Raw genomic sequence first — 22,005 nt, 5'->3', positions numbered from 1 at the left:
ATGCACGTTAAAACAAGAAGCAGTGCAACGAAAATCAACCTGATGAGCGCTGCATGATGAGAGCGCCTGAGCTAGAGTAACAGAAAAGCATCTGACATTCTGAGTGTTCACACTTCGATGCGAGAAGTAAAGCCATGTGTATTTGCATCAACTGCCACTACGTCGATCGCTGCACCACCTACAATGCAGTCGAACATCAGCACCAGCAGCCTCATCTGACTGAAATGCCAGACTTTGAAGCAACCGAACCAACAATCAACGTCAATATTCGTCATGATGGCGATGTGATTGAGATGGAATGGGATGTGGTTGGCTGCTTGAGCTTTACTGAATCAAAAGGCAAGTGGTCGAAACTGCGTCCAGGCGAACTGGTGCCCACCTGATGATGAAGGTTGAAGCGAACGATGAGCACCCAGCAGTTGGTTTAACTGAGTTTAACTTCCAAGCCCATCCGCAGAGGGTTTTGACGACACCGCTGCCCGACCCGATCGCCCAGAGTATTGACGCGATCATCTCGCTTCATCGTCAAGAAGCGCAGGATCTGCCAGCACATCAAAAATCACTGGAGCAGATCTCGACGTTCTTTGGGCAACCCAGGTTTTTGTACAGTTTGTTCGCAGGCTTTTTATTCTGGATTAGCGCCAGCCTGCTGACTCAAGCAGAATTTTTGCCACCATTACTGCCACCCTTTCAATGGTCACAGCAAGGGTTAGATGCCGCAGCTTTGCTCATCTCAACGGGAGTGCTCGTCCGGCAAGCGCGACAAGAACGGTTTGCGGAACAGCGATCGCAACTCATGCTACAGCTCAATTTGCTTTCAGAACAAAAGCTTGCCAAAGTTATTGCGCTGCTCGAAGAACTCCGTACCGATTTGCCCAACGTGATTGACCGACCGGATCTAGAAGCGCAAGCAATGCAAACAGCTGCCGATCCGATCGAAGTCTTAGACGCACTTCAGGAAAACTTGGCGCAAGAGTTGGCAACTGATGTTGCAACCGATGTCCTGAAGCCAAAGTAATGCAGTCTTTAAACCTAACAAGCTTGTCTCTGTAGCTAACCCTACTGTAAATAGTGCTGCGTCCACTCTCAGCCGCATCTAGCCATCCTATTTGAATGCTGATTGAATGCTGAGAATTACGCTGGTATGAGCGGTCAGCGGTCAGCAGCCAGCAAAAAAGATGATCGCTGACCGCTGACTGCTAAATAGTTCAGTCTTGCTCACAAATGATTTAGGACTGTTATAGAGTCAGCATTCTTGTGAAGAACATCACAGCAAAGTTTTACGGGCATCTCCTTCGTCTTGGGGATGACGATAAATCTTTCGAGCGAGGGATTGTAGGGCAGTGTAATTCCGGCTATTTTGCTATTAAGACAAAAATTAAGACGATATCAGCGAGTTTCTCAACATCTTGATCCGGCAATCAACGGCAGTTTGCCTGTAGACGCGATCAGTTATGGGCAAGATTAAATTCGCCATCAATTCACCCTATCCGGATCACTACTATGTCTGAAACAAACGGCGTTATGATGCAGTACTTTCATTGGTATCTGCCGCCGGATGGTCAACTTTGGAAGCAGTTTGCCGAAGCGGCAGACACTTTAGCAAAAGTTGGCGTTACTTCTGTCTGGTTACCACCCGCCTATAAAGGCACTGGCGGGGGCTATGACGTAGGGTATGGTGTCTATGATTTATTTGATCTAGGCGAATTCGACCAGAAAGGCTCTGTACGCACTAAATACGGCACGAAAGAAGAATATCTGCACGCTATTAAAGTGGCGCAGAAAGCGGGTATCCGAGTCTATGCCGATGCGGTGTTTAATCACAAGTTGGGCGCTGACGAACAAGAAGAGGCAGAAGCAACGCCCTTCAGCATGGACGATCGCAACGCACCCATTGGCGAGTACCAGACAATCAAAGCCTGGACACATTTCACCTTTCCTGGACGCGATGACAAATACTCCAGCATGAAATGGCATTGGTGGCACTTCGATGCGATCGATTACAATGCCTACAACGATTCTGAAAACGCGATTTACTTGCTTAAAGGCAAAGAGTTCGATCGCAACGTCGACCTAGAGAACGGCAACTTTGACTACCTGATGGGTTGCGACCTAGATATGAGCCATCCTGAAGTCGTCGGCGAGCTGAAGTATTGGGGCGAGTGGTACATCGATACAACGGGTGTCGATGGCTTTCGCTTTGATGCTGTCAAACACGTTTCAGCGGACTTCTTTCGAGAATGGCTAGCTCATGTTAGTCACTATGCTGAACGTGACATTTTTGGTGTGGGCGAATACTGGTCGTATGACGTAGAAGCACTCCATAGCTTTGTTGAAACAACTAACGGCAAAGTGACGCTATTCGATGCACCGCTCCACTACAACTTTCACGTGGCGAGCCAGTCGGGCAACGGCTACGATATGCGGCAGATTTTTGACAACACGTTAGTGCAACAACAGCCCACCCTTGCGGTAACGCTGGTCGAAAATCACGATTCGCAACCCTTGCAATCACTCGAATCAGTGGTCGAGCCTTGGTTTAAGCCCCTTGCCTATGCGCTAATCTTGCTGCGTCGTGAGGGCTACCCATGCCTTTTCTACGCTGACTATTACGGTGCACACTATACAGATCATGGCAACGATGGTGAGGAGCATGAAATTTGGCTAGATAGCTTTCAAGAAATACTTGATCAAATGCTCTCGGCTCGGCAAACCTATGCCTACGGTGAGCAGTACGACTACTTTGACCACCCCAACACGATCGGCTGGACACGGCTGGGCGATGACGAGCATCCTGGCGGGTTGGCAGTGCTTCTCAGCAACGGCGATGAAGGCACTAAGCTGATGGAAGTGGGGCAACCAAACGCAACTTTTATTGATATCACTGGTCATATCACTGAACCAGTGACTACCAATGACGACGGTTGGGGTGATTTTCGCTGTAACGCTGGCTCAGTCTCTGTCTGGGTGCCCAAACACTAAATAGAGCGGCTAAACCCCTGCTCCGATCGACACAGCAAAATTTAGTGCAGGATAGTGATGGTGCTGGTCGCCGTTCTGGCATAAATGCGTGGATGAGTCGCCTTTTACCCATCCATGCCTGTGCTAGCGACAGCACGATCGCCAACGTCTGAGTCACGTACTGTACATCTTCAGAACGATCGACATGGGTGCTTCGACTGTCTTAAAAAACTACATCAATGGTGCTTGGTGCTCTTCTAGTGCAACGACTCATCTAGATATCATTAATCCAGCGACAACCGACGTATTGGCAACGGTGCCGCTGTCGTCTGCTAGTGAAGTCGATCAAGCCGCTCAAGCTGCTCAAGCCGCGTTTGTAAGCTGGCGGCGTACACCTGCCACCGATCGCATTCAATACCTTTTCAAGCTGAAGACTTTACTAGAAGAACAACTTGAGGCGCTGGCACAAACTATTACGCAGGAGTGTGGCAAAACGTTAGCCGAGTCAAAGGGTGAACTGCGACGGGCGATCGAAAACGTTGAAGTCGCCTGTGGCATTCCTATTTTGATGCAGGGCTACAACTCTGAAGATATCGCCAAAGGCATTGACGAAAGCATGATCCGTCAGCCACTTGGAGTGACAGCCGTGATTGCACCTTTTAACTTTCCCAGCATGATTTCCTTCTGGTTCATGCCCTATGCGATCGCTTGTGGCAATACTGTCATTCTCAAACCATCTGAGCGAGTGCCGCTGACGATGCAGGCGATCGTGCAACTGCTAGAGCAAACGGGCTTGCCAAAGGGTGTGGTTAATCTAGTCAATGGTGACAAAACTGTTGTCGATGCCATACTTGACCACTCACTGATTCGAGCGATTAGCTTTGTGGGTTCGACACCTGTTGCCAAATACGTCTACAGTCGTGCTGCCGCTAATGGTAAGCGCGCTCAGTGCCAGGGCGGAGCCAAGAATCCGGTAATTATTTTGCCGGATGCCGATATTGACATGACAACACGCATCATGGCGGATAGCGCCTTTGGCTGTGCGGGACAGCGCTGTTTAGCAGCCTCGATCGCCGTGACAATTGGAGGCGCACGACAACCTTTTACAGAGGCGATCGCTGATGTGGCTCAGTCCCGCATCGTTGGCTACGGCTTAGATGACAATGTGCAGATGGGACCAGTCATCAGTGCCCAAAGCCAGACGCGCATTGAAGGGCTGATTCAGAAAGGGGCAGACGAGGGCGCAACAGTTTTAGTGGATGGTCGTCAGCCCAGCGTTTCTCGCTACGAAAAGGGCTACTTTGTGCGACCCACGATTCTTCAGAACGTTGACCCTACAGGCGACATTGCCCGTACTGAAATTTTTGGTCCTGTCCTGAGCCTGATGCATCTAGAAACCTTTGAGGACGCGATCGCCCTGATTAACGGTGGGCAATATGGCAACATGGCGTGCCTCTTTACCAGCAGTGGCGCGGCTGCACGCAAGTTTCGTTATGAAGCCGAAGTTGGCAACATTGGCATCAATATTGGTGTTGCAGCTCCAATGGCGTTTTTCCCCTTCAGCGGCTGGAAAGACAGCTTTTTTGGTGATTTGCATGGGCAGGGGCATCAAGCCGTTGAGTTCTTCACGCAAACAAAGGTAGTAGTTGAGCGCTGGAAGGACTGGACGCGACAGTTTTAGGGAGAATGTGGAGGCGATCGATTAGGTTGTTGTGGTACAAAAAACAATTGTCCGGACATAACTCAGGGCCTGTGCAAAAGTAACTATCAGGAATTTTTGAGTAAGGTAACCGCAACATCTGCTTGGGAGTGGGGCGGTTGCAGTGAAACATTGCCGTACGTTGAGGTTTCGGAGCGAAGTAGCTGGGTGCAGTTAACTTAAAGAAGTTGTTGGGGTGGGGGCAAAACCCCTTGTCTAGCGGCAAAGCCCCCATACCCCTTCCTTAGATTTAATTGAGGCTACCTACTTACAAGCTTTGTCTTTTTGGGCTTTGTCTTTCTGAAGTAAAGCATCGCAGCAATGCAGGCTTATTCAATGAACGTCCTCCTAACAAACGGCACCGCGATCGCTGTAGATCATACTGTTTTCACTTTGACGAGGTAATGCGAACAGATGATTGCCTTCGCTGCTGACTCTTACTAGCAATGCATCTTCGTACTTTTAAGTAGCTTCATCAGCCCCTGTTGAAAGAGTGAATTTTATGATGACCCTGACTGCTCCACAACAGCTTACGCTGGGCGTACTTGGTGCAGCGCTTCTGGCTTGTGGCATTGATAACCCTGCTCAAGCAGCAGTGCTTTTTGACAACGGTGCGCCCAATTTTCAACTTGCGATCGAGAGTGATTTTGCTTTGCCAGTAGAAGCGGGTGATGATTTCACGCTTACTAGCAGTAATGATGTGACAAAGATTACCTGGAGTGGATTGTACGCTGCTGGGCAAGCTGTTTCCGTTACGCCTACGGTCGATCAATTCTCGGTTCGTATCTTTGAGTTTCTTAACGATAGACCTGCGGTTTCACCCATCATTGCCTTTAATGACATTAGCGTTGCGCGAGCAAGCAATCCACAAAGTGTATTCTTCTACAACTACTCGTTTGCGCCATCGCAGCCCTTTACGCTTCAGGCTGGCAGCTATCTACTCTCAATTGTCAATAATACTGAAGCCGATGCTAGCCTTAACTGGTTTTGGGCAGCAAGTAACGAGAATGGCAACGATCTTGGTCGCTTCCAGCCTGGTGATCAATGGTTTGTTGATGTCAATACTGCCGAACTCTCGTTTGCTATTGAAGGCAACTCTAAATCTGTACCAACCCCTGCCTTACTGCCAGGATTAATTGGTCTAGGCATGGGCATTTGGCGAAAACGGCAATTGGCAGCAAAGGATCGTAGCGGTAAATGACCGATTGTTGGCTAAGTCATCGGTTCCAGGGAAGTGCGATCGTCTTCCCTGAACTCCTGCAAGCTAAGGTCTATCAGTCAGAAAAATGGTCTGGGCGTTTGGCAAGCTCAAGTCAACACACATAAGGGCAAAAACTTAACTTCTGCCCTGTGATGACTCTACCTCAATACATTGGTTATAGATAAGGCTCGTTCGTTGGATCTCGTGCTATTTAAGCGTCGTCAGGCGTTGCTTTGTAGCTGATGAGATTAAAACGCGGTTGATAGCGTGAACAACCCCATTAGAAGCGGCAATGTCGGCTTGAATGACGCTGGCATTGTTAACAACCACTTTATCTGCATCCACGCGCACAGCTAGACCGCCACCCAGCGTTTTCACTAAGCCAGTCTTCAAAGCGCTAGACGGGACTGTGCCAGGAACAACATGGTATGCCAATACTTGTCTCAAAAGTGCCTTGTTCTCTGGTTTCAACAGCTTTGCAAGCGTGCCTGCAGGTAGAGCCGCAAACGCTGCATCTGTAGGAGCAAACACAGTAAAGTTACCCCCCTGCTGGACAGTCTGGGTTAGCCCAGCCGCTTCTACTGCTCTAGCCAACGTTTTAAAGGAACCTGCCTTCGCCCCTTGTTGCAACAGTGCAGAAAGCGTGAGGTTGCGTGTTGATCGCGGTGCAGGGGTTCCACTTGCAGGCGACTGCCGAGGAGTGGGCTGCGTTGTTCCAGCAGGCACTTGGCTAGGGCTGCCAGGCTGAGTGCCAGTGGGCGATGGTCTGGGCGATGGTTGCCCTGGTGATGGTTGTCCTGGCGCTGTTGGTGTTGGTGATGGTTGTCCGGGCACTGTTTGTCCGGGTACTGTTGGTGCTGGCGATGGCTGCCCTAGTGACGGTTGCCCTGGTGATGGTTGTCCGGGTACTGTTTGTCCTGGTGCTGTTGGTGTTGGTGTTGGTTGCGTTACCCCAGCAGGCGCGGTCCCTGCACCAGGAGTCGTCTGCGTCTGGGCGATCGTAGGAGCCACAACTGCAACTCCTAAACTAGTAACGCCTGCCAGAATAGACAGCGTTTGAAACATCGTTAAACGATAGCGTTTTTGCATCTTCTTTCTTTACCGTTAACAAATATGAACAAAGGTTCAATGTACCGATGTTGCAAAAACAAACGCTCTACCTTCCGGTAGATTCTGATATATGCGGAAGCAAGCTATTGCACAAGCGCTATAAAATTCACTGCACAGCCACACAACACTATTTTTTAGCCATAGGTTATGCTAGTTCGACTTGAAAGCTAACCGCTGTAACCCTTTCCTTAGGGTGTTTTGGATTCTTCTCCTTAGTTAGGAAGGTTTTTTAAGCTCCTGCTTACTTCTAGGCTTGATCTCAATATTGTGCTCATACCAGCGCATTAGTGGAGTTGCAGTTATGCCATGTACCACTACTGAAAGCACGATCGTAGTGAATGTAATCCAGGCGATTAGTTCTCCTGTGTCACCCTCAAGTCCGTGCCCAAACGCGTAGGTTAGATAATAGAGAGAGCCAACGCCACGAATGCCAAACCAGCCGAATAACCAGCGGGTTGCACTGGGTACGGGTGACCCAATCATGCTTAACCAACCACCTAGTGGACGAATGAGGAATAGAAGAAGCACGGCAACTAGAAGTGCAGGCCCAGCAAAGCGTACCAGCGGCTCAACACGCAAGAGAGCACCTAAAAGCAGAATCGCGGCGATTTCAACCAGTTTTTCCACACGCTCAATAAAGCGCAGTTGAGACAGAGATTTATCGCGCTCAGGAATGCGACGTTGCATCACTACACCCGCCACAAACACAGCCGCAAAGCCATAGCCATTGGCTAGCTCGGTCAGGGCATAGGTAATCAAAATGGCTGCAAGAGACAGAAAGTCTTCAAGGAGTTCATCAGCTTGTCGGTGCGCTTGCAGGCGGTGATCAAGCCACTGTACGGCTCTGGCAACAACAATGCCCATAACAATGCCAACAGTTATTGCCCAAAGGACATCCACTGCAACCCATTTCCCAAACCACGTTTGCCAGTTGTCGTTTTCCAGCCAGTGCAGCCCAAAATAAACGAACGGAAACGCCAGCGCGTCATTCAAACCACCCTCGGAAGTTAAGCCAAAGCGTAACTCATCACGATCGGACGGATTATCAAGCTGCACTTCTGAAGCAAGCACTGGATCAGTAGGTGCGAGAATCCCCCCAAGAAGGACAGCAGGCCCCCAGTCGAGCTGCAAAACCCAATGGGCGATCGCTGCGATCGCAAAGATGGAAAGCGGCATCAAAAAGCCGATCAGCCGAATGGTAGAGTTCCACGCCCACGCCGTCAGTGGACGGTTCATCTTCAAACCACAGCCAAACAGAGAAATCAGCACTGCAAACTCTGTAAGCCGCTCTAGAAACTTGGCATCTGGTCGCAGTTGCACCAAATTAAACCCATAGGGGCTAAGTACAATGCCAACCACTAAGTAGATCAAGGCGTAGGAGACCGGCAAACGAGCAATCCATCCTGACCCTAACGTGATGAGCAGCAATAGCAACCCAATGACTAATAAGTCAAGAATGTAAATATCCACAAAATTTGTGCCACAAGAACTAGGTAACCGTGCCTACTCACTGTACGCAGCAGTGGCATGACTGTACCTCAACCTCGGGGGGATTTTGCGGTTGGGATAAGGAATGAGTGATGAAGGCTAAAGGACTAACAAAGCTGACTGCTGATGCCTGACTGCTGAGCACTTCCTTAGAGCTTCGAGGCATAAAGAGCGGCTCCTAACAGCCCGACCTGGGGATTGAGCACCACATGAACAGGCACCATTTCTAGCAACGGCAGCATCCGTCCCTTATCGATAAGAGAGTTAAGAAAGTTGCCTTCTTGCATAAGAGGCAAAATCTTGGGTGCAATGCCGCCCGCGATATAAAGTCCGCCATAGGGCAGGAGTTTCAGTGCCAGATTGCCAGCTTCAGCACCATAGGCATCTACAAATATTTGCATGGTTTGCTCTGAAAGTCGATCGCGCTTTTCTAAGGCAGCCTGAGCGATCGCAGCAGCAGGGTCAACGCTTTTCTCACGTCCGATCTCGCGTTCCCAGGTTTGGACGATCGCGCCTACTTCGGGTGCTTCTGCTGCTACTTGACGATCGCGCAAAAATTGATAGATCGAGACGATGCCCTGTCCAGAAACCACACGCTCGACTGAGATGCGCTGAATGTGATGTTTCTCAAGCAAATAGCGCGAAAGCTGAAATTCCATTTCCGATCGCGGTGCAAAGTCAGAATGTCCGCCCTCGGTGCCATAAACGCGATAGTCGCCATCCTGATGGATTAAAAAGCCCTGCCCTAATCCCGTTCCTGCTCCAATCACGCCGATCGGCGCTTGCGGGTTAGGCTTGCCTGCTTGCAAGGTGAGCAAGTCGTGACTGTCTAAACCTACAACCCCATAACCAACGGCTGCAAAATCGTTAATGAGCGATGTTTGAGGAATGTCTAACTCCTGGCTCAAACGCTGTGCTGAAAGCGTCCAGCATAAATTAGTGAGCTGAGAGGTGTTGTCTACCACAGGACCCGCGATCGCAAAACACGCCTTTTGTGGCGCAGCAGGGATGCTTGACGCTTGCTCTGCCTCTGCAAAAAACTGTCGCACCATTGGCACCAAATCAGGAAAGCTGGCGCTAGGATAGCGTTGCTCATGCAGTGGTTTAAGCGTTACCCCCGATGTCGATGGCACTGTCTCAACCAGACGCAGAATTGTTTTTGTCCCGCCAATATCGCCAGCTAGTAATACGGTCATGTGCTTACTCCACGCTCTGATGCAACGTCGTTTCGTCAACTTTGTTTGCAAAATACCTGTCTAAGATACCTGTAAACCTACGATCTTCAAGGGTTAATCCCTCTAACTTAAGTCATGCTTTTAAGACTGCCAGTACTACGCCTTCAGTGGTCTACTTTCGACATCTTGACCAGTCACTTTCTGCGATCGACAACAAAAACCTCTGGCAGCACCGCGATCGCGTTAGTGCTGTTGGTCGCGTTATCCTCTGCTGCAAATGCCCGCCCTACGGGTCTACCGTCGGCTGTTAAACCTCAACTGGCATCGCCTCAACCGACACCATCAGCGGCGTTACCTGATCCTAAGACGGCTAAGGAGTTTAATCAACGTGGTACCAGTGGAGTGCAAAACGGTGACTTGGATGGGGCGATCGCAGATTTTAGTCAGGCAGTGCGGTTGAAGCGTGACTATGCAACGGCATACTACAACCGGGGCACTGTCTATGCCAGCACAGGTAATGTGCGTGCGGCATTAGCTGACTATACGCAAGTCATTGCACTTAAGCCAAACAATGCTGCTGTGCGCTACAGCCGTGGTTTGCTTCGTGCCAATACAGGCGATCGACCAGGGGCGCTTATAGATTTTCAGCAGGCTGCCGCTCTCTTTAAGCAGGAAGGCAACACTGTCTTTTATCAAAAAGCTCAGGACTACATTAAGCAGCTTCAGGCTGTGTAAGGTGCTGGTTTCGATCGATTAGCAACGTACAGCTTGCCACACTCGTTACAGCGATCGTCCAATGCGTTTTGTACGCTCACTACTTAACCAAGGCATGAAGGGTAAAGCAACGTTACCTGGAGTGCAATGAAAGATGAATCTAACTTTTCGAGTGAAGAATGTGGCATCTGTCATCTGCCAGCAGAGTTCGATCGCCCTTGCGTAATAACGTCCTCACGTTAGCAAGACGGTGATGAAAGTGGCGTAGGGGATAGAAACTGTATAAAACAAGGTAGCTTGTCTTTCTACAGTTAGACCTTGAACCGCTACACAATCGCTCTTCTAACAGAGATAGCAGCCGTATGGATTGTCTAGGCTACAGAGGATTAAGCATTAGCTGCTCTCGCGATCGCCCCCAATTTCTGTTATGCCGAATGGCATCGTCAGGAAGGAGAGCAAGCGTAAAAGCATTCTGAAGGAGCATTAATATGGCGACTCAAACACTGAGCCAAAAGAAAGTAGCCATTCTTGTAGCAGATGGGTTCGAGCAAGCAGAATTGACCGAGCCGAAACAAGCACTGGATGAAGCAGGGGCACAAACCCATATTGTTTCCCCAAACAGCGACACGGTTCAAGGTTGGCAACATTACGATAAGGGCGACAACTTCCCTGTGGATGTGACGCTGGACAGCGCAAACCCAGATGACTATGATGCTCTGTTGTTGCCAGGTGGCGTTGCGAATCCAGACCAACTCCGCATGAACGAAAAAGCGGTTCAGTTTATTCAGGCTTTCTTTGCAGCGAGTAAGCCCGTTGCTGCCATCTGCCACGCGCCCTGGACGCTCATTGAAGCAGATGTGGTAAAAGGACGCAAAGTAACATCTTGGCCATCACTGAAAACAGATCTAAAAAATGCAGGCGCTCAGTGGGTTGATCAAGAGGTTGTTGTTGATAATGGGCTGATCACAAGCCGCCGACCGCACGACATTCCAGCGTTTAATCGCGCGATCGTCGAAGCCTTTGCAACCGGTCTTCAGGAAGACCAACCTCTTGCAAGCGTCAGTTAGTGAAATTGGTTCTTCTTAAACATCAGTAGCTTATAGCGGGGCAGTTTAGGATACAGGATCTAGCCTCTTGCCTACATCCCATATCCTCTACTCCACAAACCCCGCTATTATCCACAAATAGCTCCATAGCTAACGAAGATCTTGCTTGTTGCTGTTAAGACGAAACTGCGTAGTGCACCAATTGAGCCAGCTTTCGGCGCAGGGTTTCTAAACCCAGACGTTCACTGGCTGAAATGAAGATTGCCTGAGGGTACTCTTCTCGTGCCAGCTCCAAAGTGTCACCATCCACCTGATCGATCTTATTGAACGCTACCAATGCCGGACCTGGCGCGATCGGCATCTCTGACAAAATCTTCATCACTGCGCGAATCTGGCTTTGCCATGCCGGATGCGATAGATCGACGACGTGCAACAGGGCGTCTGCTTCTGTCACTTCCTCTAGCGTGGCGCGAAAGGCATCCAGCAAAGAGGGCGGCAGATCGTGGATAAACCCTACTGTATCGGTAAGAAGAAGGGCAAGTGATTCCTCAGTCGTAGTATCAGTTACTACCAGCCGTCGCGTGGTCGGGTCTAGCGTTGCAAACAGTTGGTCAGCGGCATACACCTCGGCGTTTGTCATCACGTTCAGCAAGGTGGATTTACCTGCATTTGTGTAGCCTACTACTGCTACTGAGGGCACTTCCTCATGTTGTCGCCGTTGTCTCATCCGTGCCCGGTGCGCCTGTAGCTGATCCACTTCCTGTTGCAAACGGGTGATCCGCCGTTGGATCGCTCGTCGCTCCGTCTCCAGCTTGGTTTCCCCTGGTCCTCGTGTGCCAATACCACCGCCCAGTCGAGACATTGCTTGCCCTCGTCCCGTAAGACGCGGCAGCATATATTCCAGTTGAGCAAGTTCGACCTGAAGTTTCCCGGCACCCGATCGCGCTCGTTGGGCAAAAATATCCAGAATAACTTCGGTGCGATCGACCACCCGAATACCGATCTGGGTTTCCAAATTCCGCACTTGAGCTGGGGAAAGATCGCGATCGAACACAACCAAATTTGCCCCAACCGACTGTGCTGCTAGCGCAATTTCTTGTACCTTTCCTTCACCAACAACCGTTTGATGGTGAGGATGCGATCGCTTTTGCTTCAGCGTTTGTAGCACTGTGCCACCAGCTGTTTGCACCAACCGCTCTAGCTCTGTCAGCCCATCTTTAAAGCGCTGCGTGGCTCGATTGTCGGTGATCAACCCGACAAGCAGCACCTGATCATGGTCACGATCGACCTGTCGTGCCGTATAGTCTCGCCGGAATTCTTCTTCAAGCCCTTCAACGAGATTGAGAAAATCTTGATTAGTCAGTAGATCCAGGCTGAGCGGTGGCGAAACTGTCCAGGCTGTTTCTGGATGAGGGACAAGATGCGACAAGTAGGCTTCCTTAACGTAGCCCGTTGCACCACCACCACGACGCTCAAAGCCGCCGCCTGTTAGTGTTAGCGTCACTAGCGCATCCAACCGCTGCATTGCCATCGCTGTGAGGGCAGAATCACTCGGCGGCTCAAACTTCAACTGAGTCGAAAGGCAGCGGATACCGCAAAGCCGCTCGGCACCATAACGGGGCAGTTCCAGTGCAGGAATCTGCGTTTGTCGCGGTGTGCCAACCCCAACGCGCATGACCTGACCACGCCGATTGACATACGCACAGACAGGCTGATTCAACTCGGTGCTAACCGCTGCTAACCGTTGAGCAAACTCAGGTGTAGTAATGCGATCGCCCGGTAACCGCTGATGGTACAACCGTTGCAACTGCTTAACCTGACTGGTCTTTAGACCCTGGAGATTTCCATAAACCGTTTCGATAGAGGCAACTAGCCAAACGCAACTACTTTATTTTAGTCAATTGTGGAACCGTAAGAACGTTACATCGGACGACCCTACAGTTTGTAGCTATTTAAGTTGCTGAGTGGTTGAACCGGCAGCGACAAAAGCCGCGCTGTAGATTGTCCAAACTATTCATCAATAAAGTCTGTGGAACAAACTTCGTTCTTATAAGCATGGATTCGACTCCCCAGTTTCGACTTTAGAAATCGACATTTGGATTGATGAAGCCAACTGCCCAGTCCGCTACCCTAGTTTATGACTGTAAAAACTCTGGAGTCGTTTGGATGCAGGAATACGATGTAATTGTGATTGGTGCAGGGCACAATGGGCTGGTCTGTGCTGCGTATTTGCTGAAAGCGGGCTATAAAGTGCTGTTGCTGGAGAAGCGATCGGTACCGGGTGGAGCCGCAACAACCGAAGCAGTGATTCCAGAGTTGCCTGACTTTAAGTTCAATCTGTGCGCGATCGACCACGAATTCATTCATCTTGGTCCCGTCGTGGAAGAACTGGAGTTAACCAAGTACGGGCTGGAATATCTCTTCTGCGATCCAGTTGCCTTTTGTCCCCATCCCGATGGAAAGTACTTTTTGGGGCACAGATCGGTCGAGAAAACCTGTGCCGAAATTGAGCAGTTCAGCCCGCGGGATGCAAAGAAATATGCTGAGTTTGTAAACTATTGGCAGCGGGCGATCGGGGCAATGATTCCGATGTTTAATGCACCGCCCAAGTCCTTGATTGATATTGCAGGCAACTACGACATTGCCAAGATTAAGGATTTGTTCGCGGTCATTGGTTCGACGGACAAAACGCTGGATTTCATTCGTACCATGCTGACCAGCGCTGAGGACATTCTCAATGAATGGTTTGACTCAGAGTTTGTCAAAGCGCCCCTTGCCCGCCTCTCGGCTGAACTCGGTGCCCCACCGTCGCAAAAAATGCTGAGTATTGGCTCCATCATGATGGCAATGCGGCATAACCCTGGCATGGCAAGGCCAAAAGGCGGCACGGGTGCGCTGGTAGATTCGTTAGTACGGTTAATTAAGGATTTGGGCGGCGACATTCTGACAGAGCAGCACGTCGCTAAGATTTTGGTGGACGATGGTAAGGCTGTGGGCGTGCGCGTGGCGAACGGCACCGAATATCGTGCGACCAAAGGGGTAATTTCTAACATCGACGCGCAACGGCTGATGGTTCACATGGTTGACCCTGCTGATCTGGATGCAGCGGATCCTGAACTGCGGGAGCGGTTACAGCGGCGCATTGTCAACAATAACGAAACTATTCTCAAAATTGACCTGGCAATGGATGAACCGCTACGGTTTGAGCATCACAACCATCGGGATGACTACCTCATCGGCTCAGTGCTAATTGCCGACTCTGTGCGACACGTCGAAATCGCGCACACTGAGCCGGCGATTGGCAACATTCCTGATGCTGATCCATCATTCTATCTGGTGCAGCCAACGGTACTTGACCCATCAATGGCTCCTGATGGCAAACATACGGTTTGGATTGAGTTTTTTGCGCCTTACAAAATTGCAGGGCTTGAAGGCACTGGGCAGCATGGCACAGGTTGGACAGACGAACTGAAGAATAAGGTTGCCGATCGCGTTATTGATAAGCTGGCGGATTATGCACCGAATGTGAAAACAGCTACGATCGGTCGTCGGGTCGAAAGCCCCGCTGAATTAGGCGAACGGTTGGGTAGTGTTAATGGTAACTACTACCATATCGATATGACCCTCGATCAAATGATCTTTTTCCGTCCGCTGCCTGAAATTGCCAACTACAAAACGCCGATCGAAGGACTGTTTCTCACTGGAGCTGGCACTCATCCCGGTGGCTCGATTTCAGGGATGCCGGGACGCAACTGTGCTCGTGTGTTCTTACAAACGCAGCAGCCTTTTGTGCAAACCCTACGCGATGCGAGAGAGTCAATTAAATCAACTGTACAATCCGTTTTTCGCCCCAATTAGCAGCGCCATTAATCGCTCTGCGGCTCCTTAAAGAAGTCATCGATTTGGGCAATGATCCTTTTTAAAGTTTAGTGATGTCAAAGCGAGTTTTAATCTTAGGTGGACGGGGACGAGTGGGTAGTCATGTTGCTGCTGACCTCGCTGCTCATACCGATGCTGAAATTACGATTACAGGTCGAAGTCACCAGCATTCCAAGCAGATTCCTGATTTGGGTTCGCACGTTCAATTCATCGAATTGAATTTAGAGGATCGGGACAAACTGACAGCCGTGATTCGCGGTTTGCAGACCGACAGTAGCGACAGCAACCGCAATGTCGTGATTCATTGTGCAGGACCCTTTCACTACCGTGATGGACGGGTACTCGAAACGTGCATTAACGAAGGTGTGAACTATGTGGATGTGAGCGACCATCCGTCCTTTACCCGCAAGGCGATCGCCTATCGAGAGGCAGCAGAAGCAGCAGGAGTCACAGCGATCGTTAACACAGGCATCTTTCCTGGTATTTCCAACAGCATGGTGCGGCAGAGCATTGAGCAATTGGATACCGCTGATACTGTGCATCTCAGCTATGTAGTAGCTGGATCAGGCGGTGCAGGTGTAACGGTGATGCGAACGACGTTTTTGGGCTTGCAGCGTCCGTTTCAAGCCTGGTTGAATGGTCAGTGGCAGGCTGTGAAGCCATATAGTGATCGCGAAGTGGTGGAGTTTCCTGCCCCTTATGGTCGTCTTGGCGTGTATTGGTTTGATGTGCCAGAAGCATTCACCATTCCTAGCGCCTTTCCTGTCAAAACGGTCATTACCAAATTTGGCACTGTGCCCGATTTCTACAACTTTCTCACCTGGAGCGTGGCGCGCTGGTGGCATCCGCGACTCTTGCAAACCCGTGCTGTAATCGAGTTTTTGTCGCACGTGAGCCATTTCATGACGGATGTGACCGATCGTTTCAGCGGTATCGGTGTTGCCATTCGGGTGGAAGTCAGTGGGCAGAAAGACGGCAACCCTGCAAAAAGCCACGCCACGCTGGTGCACGAAAATACAGCGATTGCTGCTGGTGCTGGCACGGGTAGCGTGACCCAAATGTTGCTGTCAGGCAAACTTGATAAACCAGGGGTTTGGGCGATCGAGGAAGCATTACCAACTGCTCTCTTTACACAGGCAATGCACAGCCGTAGCGTTGAAATTAAACAGTCTCTACAGATGACAGCTTGAATCTAAACGTTGATTTTGGGCGTCAATTTATAGAGTTGTCGCGCCAAGCTTAGGACATTAAAAGCAAAGGGGCTGAGTTTTCAGAGCTTTAGACTGGGGCGATCGCCTCCAAGCTTGGGTTGCGTAATGAGAGATTGGATAGAGGAAAATTTTAGGGTAACCTTGAAACTCTTTAGAGAAGTTTATGTGTGAGTGGGAATATAAAACGATTAAGTTCTTTACTCAAGGAACATTTGATGCAGGCAAAATTGACGAAAGAGAACTTGAGGCGGTGTTGAATGAAGCTGGAGCGAGAGGCTGGGAGTTAGTGTCAATTCTTCCTGGTACCGGTGCTGACGGTGAACTGTGGGATTTTGTGGCAGTATTCAAGCGGGAGGTCATGCAGTAGCTAATGGTGCGATCGCCCGCAAGCTACCAGCAGTTGCGGTAAGCGGTCGAGTGCAAAGGCTTTGGGGGGAGAATGCAATTGCCAAGACTTTGAAGGTGCTCTAGTTTTAGTTCACAGGCACAGTCCAACCATTTCAATGCAGGCAGACGGTCGTTGAACGCGCTGGTGCTGAATTCAAGCCTTCCCGGCGCTGCTGATTTGAATTGCTATACAGAAAGACTGAAACCGTGAAATGCCTTTAAAGGCAATCCCCCTTAACTCCTTAAAAAACGGGGCAACAAACCAAAGTTTGAAGTCCCTCCTTTTAAGAGGTCGAGGGGGATTAAAGGATCTGCTGACAAGCCGAGGCTTAACAGCGATTTACCTCAAGCTGCTACTATCCTTAAGGTCTATGCTTAGGACCATAGCCAATTACCGCAACCTTGTGACGGTAGACTAGCTCGGCACCATACCAACCCGTAATGCCAATGAGTGTTGCCACAAACAGCGACAAAATTAACCCCGTTGGCAGCACGGCTCCGGTTTGATTGCCCCATCTCAGGATAAAGCTAACCAACGATAAGCTCAAAGCGGCAACGTTGCCTACCATGTGTACCCATCCAGCTTGGTGTTCGCGTACACGATCGATCTTCACGAAATCCATCATCCCCGTTGCTGCTGCTACAAGCCCCGAGACAATACCTGCACCAAGCAGCCAGAAGGACGCACGCGCCCAAAAAACATCACCCGTCAGCCAGTAGCCTACATCTGTACCCAAAACACCCGTTAAAAAGGCGATCGGAAACGTCACAAGCAACGGATGCAACGGATGACCCGCGATCGCTACAGTGCTAGGAACACCGCTATCGCGGTACTCACGCTCATCACTCTCAATCACTGGGGGAATATTTGGTGTTTGAGTCATACGACCAGTTGTTAACTCCATGACATTATTGTCAAAAGTAGCAATATCAGAGCCCATGCTTACTCTTCCCATAGAGTGAATCACCCTACAAACGGGCATCAAAAAGTACAGACCATCAATGAATCTGGCGGTTTGCTTAGGCTGATCTGAAAGTAGCTGTAGCGACTTTTCTATACTGTTAATTTCTTGGCTAAATGAACGCTTATCTGTAGACAGATTCTATTCAGGCTACACGCTCCTCTAGAATCTCTCGGCATTGGGTGGCAGAATGGACGGTACGAATTTCAATAGAAACACCATGACGATTCTTCCCACGCTACAGAATGCTCTCGATAACGGACACGCGCTAAAGGTTATTAGCGGTCTGCATAACTTTGATGCCGATCGGGTAGCTGCAACAGTCAACGCTGCCGATCGCGGTGGTGCAACGTTTGTAGACATTGCTGCCGATCCAAATTTGGTGCGGTTAGCTAAACAACTGACCCATTTGCCTGTTTGCGTCTCGGCTGTGGAACCAGAGAAATTTGTGATTGCTGTCGATGCCGGAGCCGATCTGATTGAAATCGGTAACTTTGACAGCTTCTACGCGCAAGGTCGTCGCTTTGAAGCTGATGAAGTTCTAGCGCTAACTCGTGCGACTCGTGCACTGCTGCCCACCATTACCCTCTCCGTCACTGTGCCCCACATTCTGACGCTCGACAAGCAGGTACAGCTAGCAGAAGCCTTAGTCCAAGCCGGAGCCAACATCATCCAAACTGAAGGCGGCACCAGCAGCCAACCTACACATTCTGGCACCCTGGGACTGATCGAAAAAGCGGCTCCCACTCTAGCGGCTGCCTACGAAATCTCCCGTGCTGTCAATGTGCCTGTGTTGTGCGCGTCTGGATTGTCGAATGTGACGGCTCCGCTGGCGATCGCGGCTGGTGCATCCGGTATCGGCGTTGGCTCTGCCATCAACCAACTCAATAGCGAAGTGGCGATGATTGCCGCTGTGCGTAGTTTGGTTGAAGCGTTGGCAACCGTCAGCCGGAAACCTCTGTACGCATAGAGCGATCAGTTTATAACACGAACCTTTCTGTCTATTTATCATTAAATTAGGTAGATAGGCAGAAGGGTTCTATTTAGTAATAGCTACTCTTAAGTTTGCTTCGCTAAGAAATAAATTTAATGAGCAATGAAGAAGCACTCATTACAGAAGTCAAAGCGTCTTTCCTTGATCAACCATTCCAGATAGAGTTTTTTGAATGTGAGCCTTGGGAAATTCCCTTTACTGAATTGCTTGGTGCGAGGGGAAAAGTTATCACTTTCCAATCCCAATTTGGTTCAAACTATCCTCTGGATATTCATTTGGCAGAGGAGATTGATTTCCTCACTAAGCTTAATTTAAGCGAGTGCTACTACGGTGCAGGCGCATGTCCAGTTTTTCCGTTCATTTGTGAGTATCCGGATGGGGCTGAACCCTTGACAGGAACTAATGTTCTTGCTGCTTTAAAGCCACGGAATTTCCGCAGTGAGCACATTAAAAATCTCAACGCGACAGCAATACCTTTCCCTGGATATCATCCTGGAACGGACAATGATGAAATTCACACTGATTTTTCAGAACAACACATCTTTGAATATGAGGACAGCAGAGAGGAATTTACGGGAACTCACGGTGCAATTAAGCAATCTGTTGTAGATAGCAAGATGTGGTACGTCCTTCTACACACTACGCCTGAGCAGTATGAGGAGTATTGGTTTAGCCAATACGTCATTCTGTTTGCTGTTGGACGCTCACTACAAGGAAACCGACTCTTAGGTGTAGTGACTCATCAGGTATGTCACAACCTATGTGACTAAGCAGATCACCGATCGACAACTGAATAACTGCACCAGCAAGTCATAAAAGGGAACTGCTCAGGTATTACCGACCGAGGAGTTTGTCGCGGAGGTGTTTGATTCTGTCTCGATACTTCGCTGCTTCTTCAAACTCCATCTTTTTCGCTGCTTCTTTCATCTGCGTTTCGAGTTGTGCGATCAAATTGGGGATGTTTTCAAGGGGCAGATCCTGCGAGTGTTCGTAGACTTGCTCTAGCTCTTGGGCATTAAGGCGACGAGACACATCCAGAAAAGTCAGAATTGAGTTGTTGGTGCGTTTGATAATGGAGACAGGCGTGATGCCATGTTCTTTGTTGTAGGCGTTTTGAATTGCGCGACGACGCTCCGTTTCGCTAATAGCTTTTGCCATGCTATCGGTCAGATTATCGCCATAAAGGATCGCTTTACCTTCCACGTGACGGGCTGCCCGTCCAATCGTCTGAATGAGCGATCGCTCTGCCCGCAAAAACCCTTCTTTGTCTGCATCCAAAATGGCTACCAGCGAAACCTCAGGAAGATCCAGACCTTCTCGCAGCAAGTTGACCCCAATTAGTACATCAAACTCGCCATTACGGAGGTCTTGCAGGATCTCAATCCGCTCGATCGAATTAATCTCAGAATGCAAATAGCGCACTCTTATGCTGCGCTCCTGAAAATATTCAGTCAAATCCTCCGCCATCCGCTTTGTCAGCGTTGTCACGAGCACTCGTTCTTGTAGTGGGATGCGCTCTTGAATCTCGTGCAGCAGATCATCCACCTGACCTGTCGTAGGGCGAACAAAGATTTCAGGATCAAGCACACCTGTAGGACGAATGACCTGCTCTACAACATTCCCTGTACCCTGAATGTAGCCTTTTTTGCCTGCTTCCGTTTCGCTCTCAAACTTGCCACCCGACTGGTCTAGTTCCCATTCGCCAGGAGTCGCAGAAACAAAAACGCACTGGTTCACCTTGCTCCAAAATTCCTCGGCTTTGAGGGGTCGGTTATCTGCCGCACTGGGTAACCGGAAGCCATGGTCAATCAGCACTTTTTTGCGTGCCTGGTCACCGTTATACATCCCGCGCAATTGAGGAATCGAGACGTGCGACTCGTCAATTACCAACAGCCAGTCTTTAGGAAAGTAGTCAAGCAGACATTCAGACGGGGAACCTGCTTCACGCCCTGCTAAATGACGCGAGTAGTTTTCTACGCCGTTGCAGAAGCCCACTTCGCGCAGCACTTCTAGATCGTAGCGAGTGCGTTGCTCTAGCCGCTGTGCTTCCAGCAGCTTGCCGTCTCTTTCCAGTTCAATTAAACGGGCTTTGAGTTCTTGCTCGATCGCCTCGCACGCAACTTGCAACCGCTCTTCGGGCGTAACAAAGTGACGGGCAGGATAGATGTTGACCCCATCCATGCTTTGCATCGTGGCACCTGTCACCGGATCGATGTAGCGAATTGCATCAATTTCGTCACCAAAGAACTCAACGCGGATAATCCGATCTTCGTAAGCCGGACCGATCTCCAGCACGTCGCCTTTGACGCGGAACTTACCTCGACCGAGGTCTAAATCATTGCGGGTATACTGCACCGACACCAAATCGCGAATGATCTGGCGTGGATTCATTTCAGTGCCCACGCGCAAAGGAATCGAAGCTTTCAGGTATTCAGACGGAATCCCCAAGCCATAAATGCAGCTAATAGAAGCGACCACGATGACATCCCGCCGCTCAAACAGCGATCGCGTAGCGGAGTGCCGCAGCATATCAATTTCTTCGTTGATTGACGCTGTTTTTTCGATGTAAGTATCCGTTACAGGAATGTATGCCTCAGGCTGGTAATAGTCGTAATAGCTGATGAAATATTCAACCGCATTGTTTGGGAAAAATTCGCGCAACTCGTTGCAAAGCTGGGCTGCCAACGTTTTGTTATGTGCCAGCACAAGCGCTGGTCTGCCTAGCTCATTAATAACACGGGCGATCGTATGTGTTTTTCCTGTACCTGTTGCGCCCAGCAGCGTCTGATAGTGGTTGCCTGCCTCAATGCTGGTAATCAGACCAGCGATCGCGCGAGGTTGGTCGCCAGCGGGTTCAAAGGGCGCTTGAATCTGAAATTGTGCCATACAGGTCGCTGCTATCCACTCAAGATAGGGGCAAATTCTCTTCCATGATGACGGATTTTTGCCTGGGTTGACAGTACTTAACGCCACAATGTTGCAGTATGTGTCGTATCATAATCATAACGACTACGGCTTGCTGATTGCCTGCATAGCAGTCGTAAGTTGTGTAGAAAGGTGTAATGTTTTCGTAAGGTGGCAGCAAGGGGCAGAGGCTTGACCATGAGGATGACCGCATTCTCTGAGTCAGCGATCGATGCCTCCGCTCAGTCTTTCCTCACGTCTAAGCGCCTAACTC

The 22,005-nt window shown here is 49.8% G+C and carries 18 protein-coding genes; 12 read left to right on the top strand and 6 right to left on the bottom strand.

Translation table 11 applies throughout. From position 1 onward, the window contains the following. The first annotated feature begins 134 nt into the window (after positions 1–134). The 5 genes from H6F76_RS14725 (at position 135) to H6F76_RS14705 (ending at position 5,861) form a co-directional block, all read left to right on the top strand. A complete protein-coding gene (locus H6F76_RS14725; RefSeq protein ID WP_190509274.1) occupies positions 135–383 on the top strand; it encodes a Ycf34 family protein in 249 nt (82 codons plus the stop codon). Continuing rightward, a complete protein-coding gene (locus H6F76_RS14720; protein ID WP_199322120.1) occupies positions 383–1,018 on the top strand; it encodes a DUF1003 domain-containing protein in 636 nt (211 codons plus the stop codon). The genes H6F76_RS14725 and H6F76_RS14720 overlap by 1 nt, the downstream gene beginning before the upstream one ends. A 485-nt stretch (positions 1,019–1,503) precedes the next feature. Next, positions 1,504–2,982, top strand: coding sequence for an alpha-amylase (locus H6F76_RS14715; protein ID WP_190509272.1), 1,479 nt, complete (start codon positions 1,504–1,506; stop codon positions 2,980–2,982). A gap of 184 nt (positions 2,983–3,166) precedes the next feature. Further along, positions 3,167–4,642 carry a CoA-acylating methylmalonate-semialdehyde dehydrogenase gene (locus H6F76_RS14710; RefSeq protein ID WP_190509270.1) on the top strand — a complete coding sequence of 492 codons (1,476 nt, stop codon included), beginning with the start codon at positions 3,167–3,169 and terminating at the stop codon, positions 4,640–4,642. 520 nt (positions 4,643–5,162) lie between these two features. Further along, a complete protein-coding gene (locus H6F76_RS14705; protein WP_190509268.1) occupies positions 5,163–5,861 on the top strand; it encodes a PTPA-CTERM sorting domain-containing protein in 699 nt (232 codons plus the stop codon). A gap of 207 nt (positions 5,862–6,068) precedes the next feature. On the opposite strand, the gene H6F76_RS14700 is transcribed toward H6F76_RS14705, so the two are convergent. The 3 genes from H6F76_RS14700 to H6F76_RS14690 form a co-directional block, all read right to left on the bottom strand. Further along, a complete protein-coding gene (locus H6F76_RS14700; RefSeq protein ID WP_242036667.1) occupies positions 6,069–6,950 on the bottom strand; it encodes a fasciclin domain-containing protein in 882 nt (293 codons plus the stop codon). A 237-nt stretch (positions 6,951–7,187) separates the two neighbouring features. Beyond that, positions 7,188–8,441: a cation:proton antiporter gene (locus H6F76_RS14695; protein WP_190509267.1), complete on the bottom strand. Its 1,254-nt coding sequence runs from the start codon at positions 8,439–8,441 to the stop codon at positions 7,188–7,190. Between the two features lie 167 nt (positions 8,442–8,608). Further along, complete coding sequence (locus tag H6F76_RS14690; RefSeq protein WP_190509265.1) at positions 8,609–9,655, bottom strand: glucokinase; 1,047 nt, start codon at positions 9,653–9,655, stop codon at positions 8,609–8,611. A 114-nt stretch (positions 9,656–9,769) separates the two neighbouring features. Between H6F76_RS14690 and H6F76_RS14685 the strand changes: the two genes are divergently transcribed. Both H6F76_RS14685 and H6F76_RS14680 read left to right on the top strand, forming a co-directional pair. After that, complete coding sequence (locus tag H6F76_RS14685; protein WP_190509264.1) at positions 9,770–10,369, top strand: tetratricopeptide repeat protein; 600 nt, start codon at positions 9,770–9,772, stop codon at positions 10,367–10,369. A 467-nt stretch (positions 10,370–10,836) separates the two neighbouring features. Continuing rightward, on the top strand, positions 10,837–11,415 hold the full coding sequence (locus tag H6F76_RS14680) for a type 1 glutamine amidotransferase domain-containing protein (protein WP_190509262.1): 579 nt from the start codon (positions 10,837–10,839) through the stop codon (positions 11,413–11,415). Positions 11,416–11,569: 154 nt separating this feature from the next. Here H6F76_RS14680 and hflX read toward each other — a convergent pair whose 3' ends face one another. Beyond that, positions 11,570–13,255 carry a GTPase HflX gene (hflX, locus tag H6F76_RS14675; RefSeq protein ID WP_190509304.1) on the bottom strand — a complete coding sequence of 562 codons (1,686 nt, stop codon included), beginning with the start codon at positions 13,253–13,255 and terminating at the stop codon, positions 11,570–11,572. Positions 13,256–13,560: 305 nt separating this feature from the next. Between hflX and crtO the strand changes: the two genes are divergently transcribed. The 3 genes from crtO to H6F76_RS14660 all read left to right on the top strand — a co-directional run bounded on the left by crtO (position 13,561) and on the right by H6F76_RS14660 (position 16,851). Next, the gene (crtO, locus tag H6F76_RS14670) at positions 13,561–15,252 is read left to right on the top strand and encodes a beta-carotene ketolase CrtO (protein WP_190509303.1); all 1,692 of its coding nucleotides are present in this window, start codon (positions 13,561–13,563) and stop codon (positions 15,250–15,252) included. A 74-nt stretch (positions 15,253–15,326) separates the two neighbouring features. Further along, positions 15,327–16,463, top strand: coding sequence for a saccharopine dehydrogenase NADP-binding domain-containing protein (locus H6F76_RS14665; RefSeq protein WP_190509260.1), 1,137 nt, complete (start codon positions 15,327–15,329; stop codon positions 16,461–16,463). Positions 16,464–16,647: 184 nt separating this feature from the next. Next, on the top strand, positions 16,648–16,851 hold the full coding sequence (locus H6F76_RS14660; RefSeq protein ID WP_190509258.1) for a DUF4177 domain-containing protein: 204 nt from the start codon (positions 16,648–16,650) through the stop codon (positions 16,849–16,851). A 382-nt stretch (positions 16,852–17,233) separates the two neighbouring features. On the opposite strand, the gene H6F76_RS14655 is transcribed toward H6F76_RS14660, so the two are convergent. Next, on the bottom strand, positions 17,234–17,755 hold the full coding sequence (locus H6F76_RS14655) for a DUF2231 domain-containing protein (protein ID WP_190449383.1): 522 nt from the start codon (positions 17,753–17,755) through the stop codon (positions 17,234–17,236). A gap of 298 nt (positions 17,756–18,053) precedes the next feature. Here H6F76_RS14655 and H6F76_RS14650 point away from each other — a divergent pair, with 298 nt between their 5' ends. Together H6F76_RS14650 and H6F76_RS14645 are read left to right on the top strand one after the other, a co-directional pair. After that, on the top strand, positions 18,054–18,803 hold the full coding sequence (locus H6F76_RS14650; RefSeq protein ID WP_190509256.1) for a DUF561 domain-containing protein: 750 nt from the start codon (positions 18,054–18,056) through the stop codon (positions 18,801–18,803). A 119-nt stretch (positions 18,804–18,922) separates the two neighbouring features. Then, complete coding sequence (locus H6F76_RS14645; RefSeq protein WP_190509254.1) at positions 18,923–19,597, top strand: hypothetical protein; 675 nt, start codon at positions 18,923–18,925, stop codon at positions 19,595–19,597. 64 nt (positions 19,598–19,661) lie between these two features. On the opposite strand, the gene uvrB is transcribed toward H6F76_RS14645, so the two are convergent. Continuing rightward, the gene (gene uvrB, locus H6F76_RS14640) at positions 19,662–21,713 is read right to left on the bottom strand and encodes an excinuclease ABC subunit UvrB (RefSeq protein ID WP_190509252.1); all 2,052 of its coding nucleotides are present in this window, start codon (positions 21,711–21,713) and stop codon (positions 19,662–19,664) included. Positions 21,714–22,005: the final 292 nt, after the last annotated feature.

The sequence above is a fragment of the Leptolyngbya sp. FACHB-321 genome, assembly GCF_014695975.1.
Lineage (GTDB): Bacteria > Cyanobacteriota > Cyanobacteriia > Leptolyngbyales > Leptolyngbyaceae > Stenomitos.
Note: the sequence above shows the minus strand (reverse complement) of the source record. Positions and strands in the feature narration are given on the sequence as shown.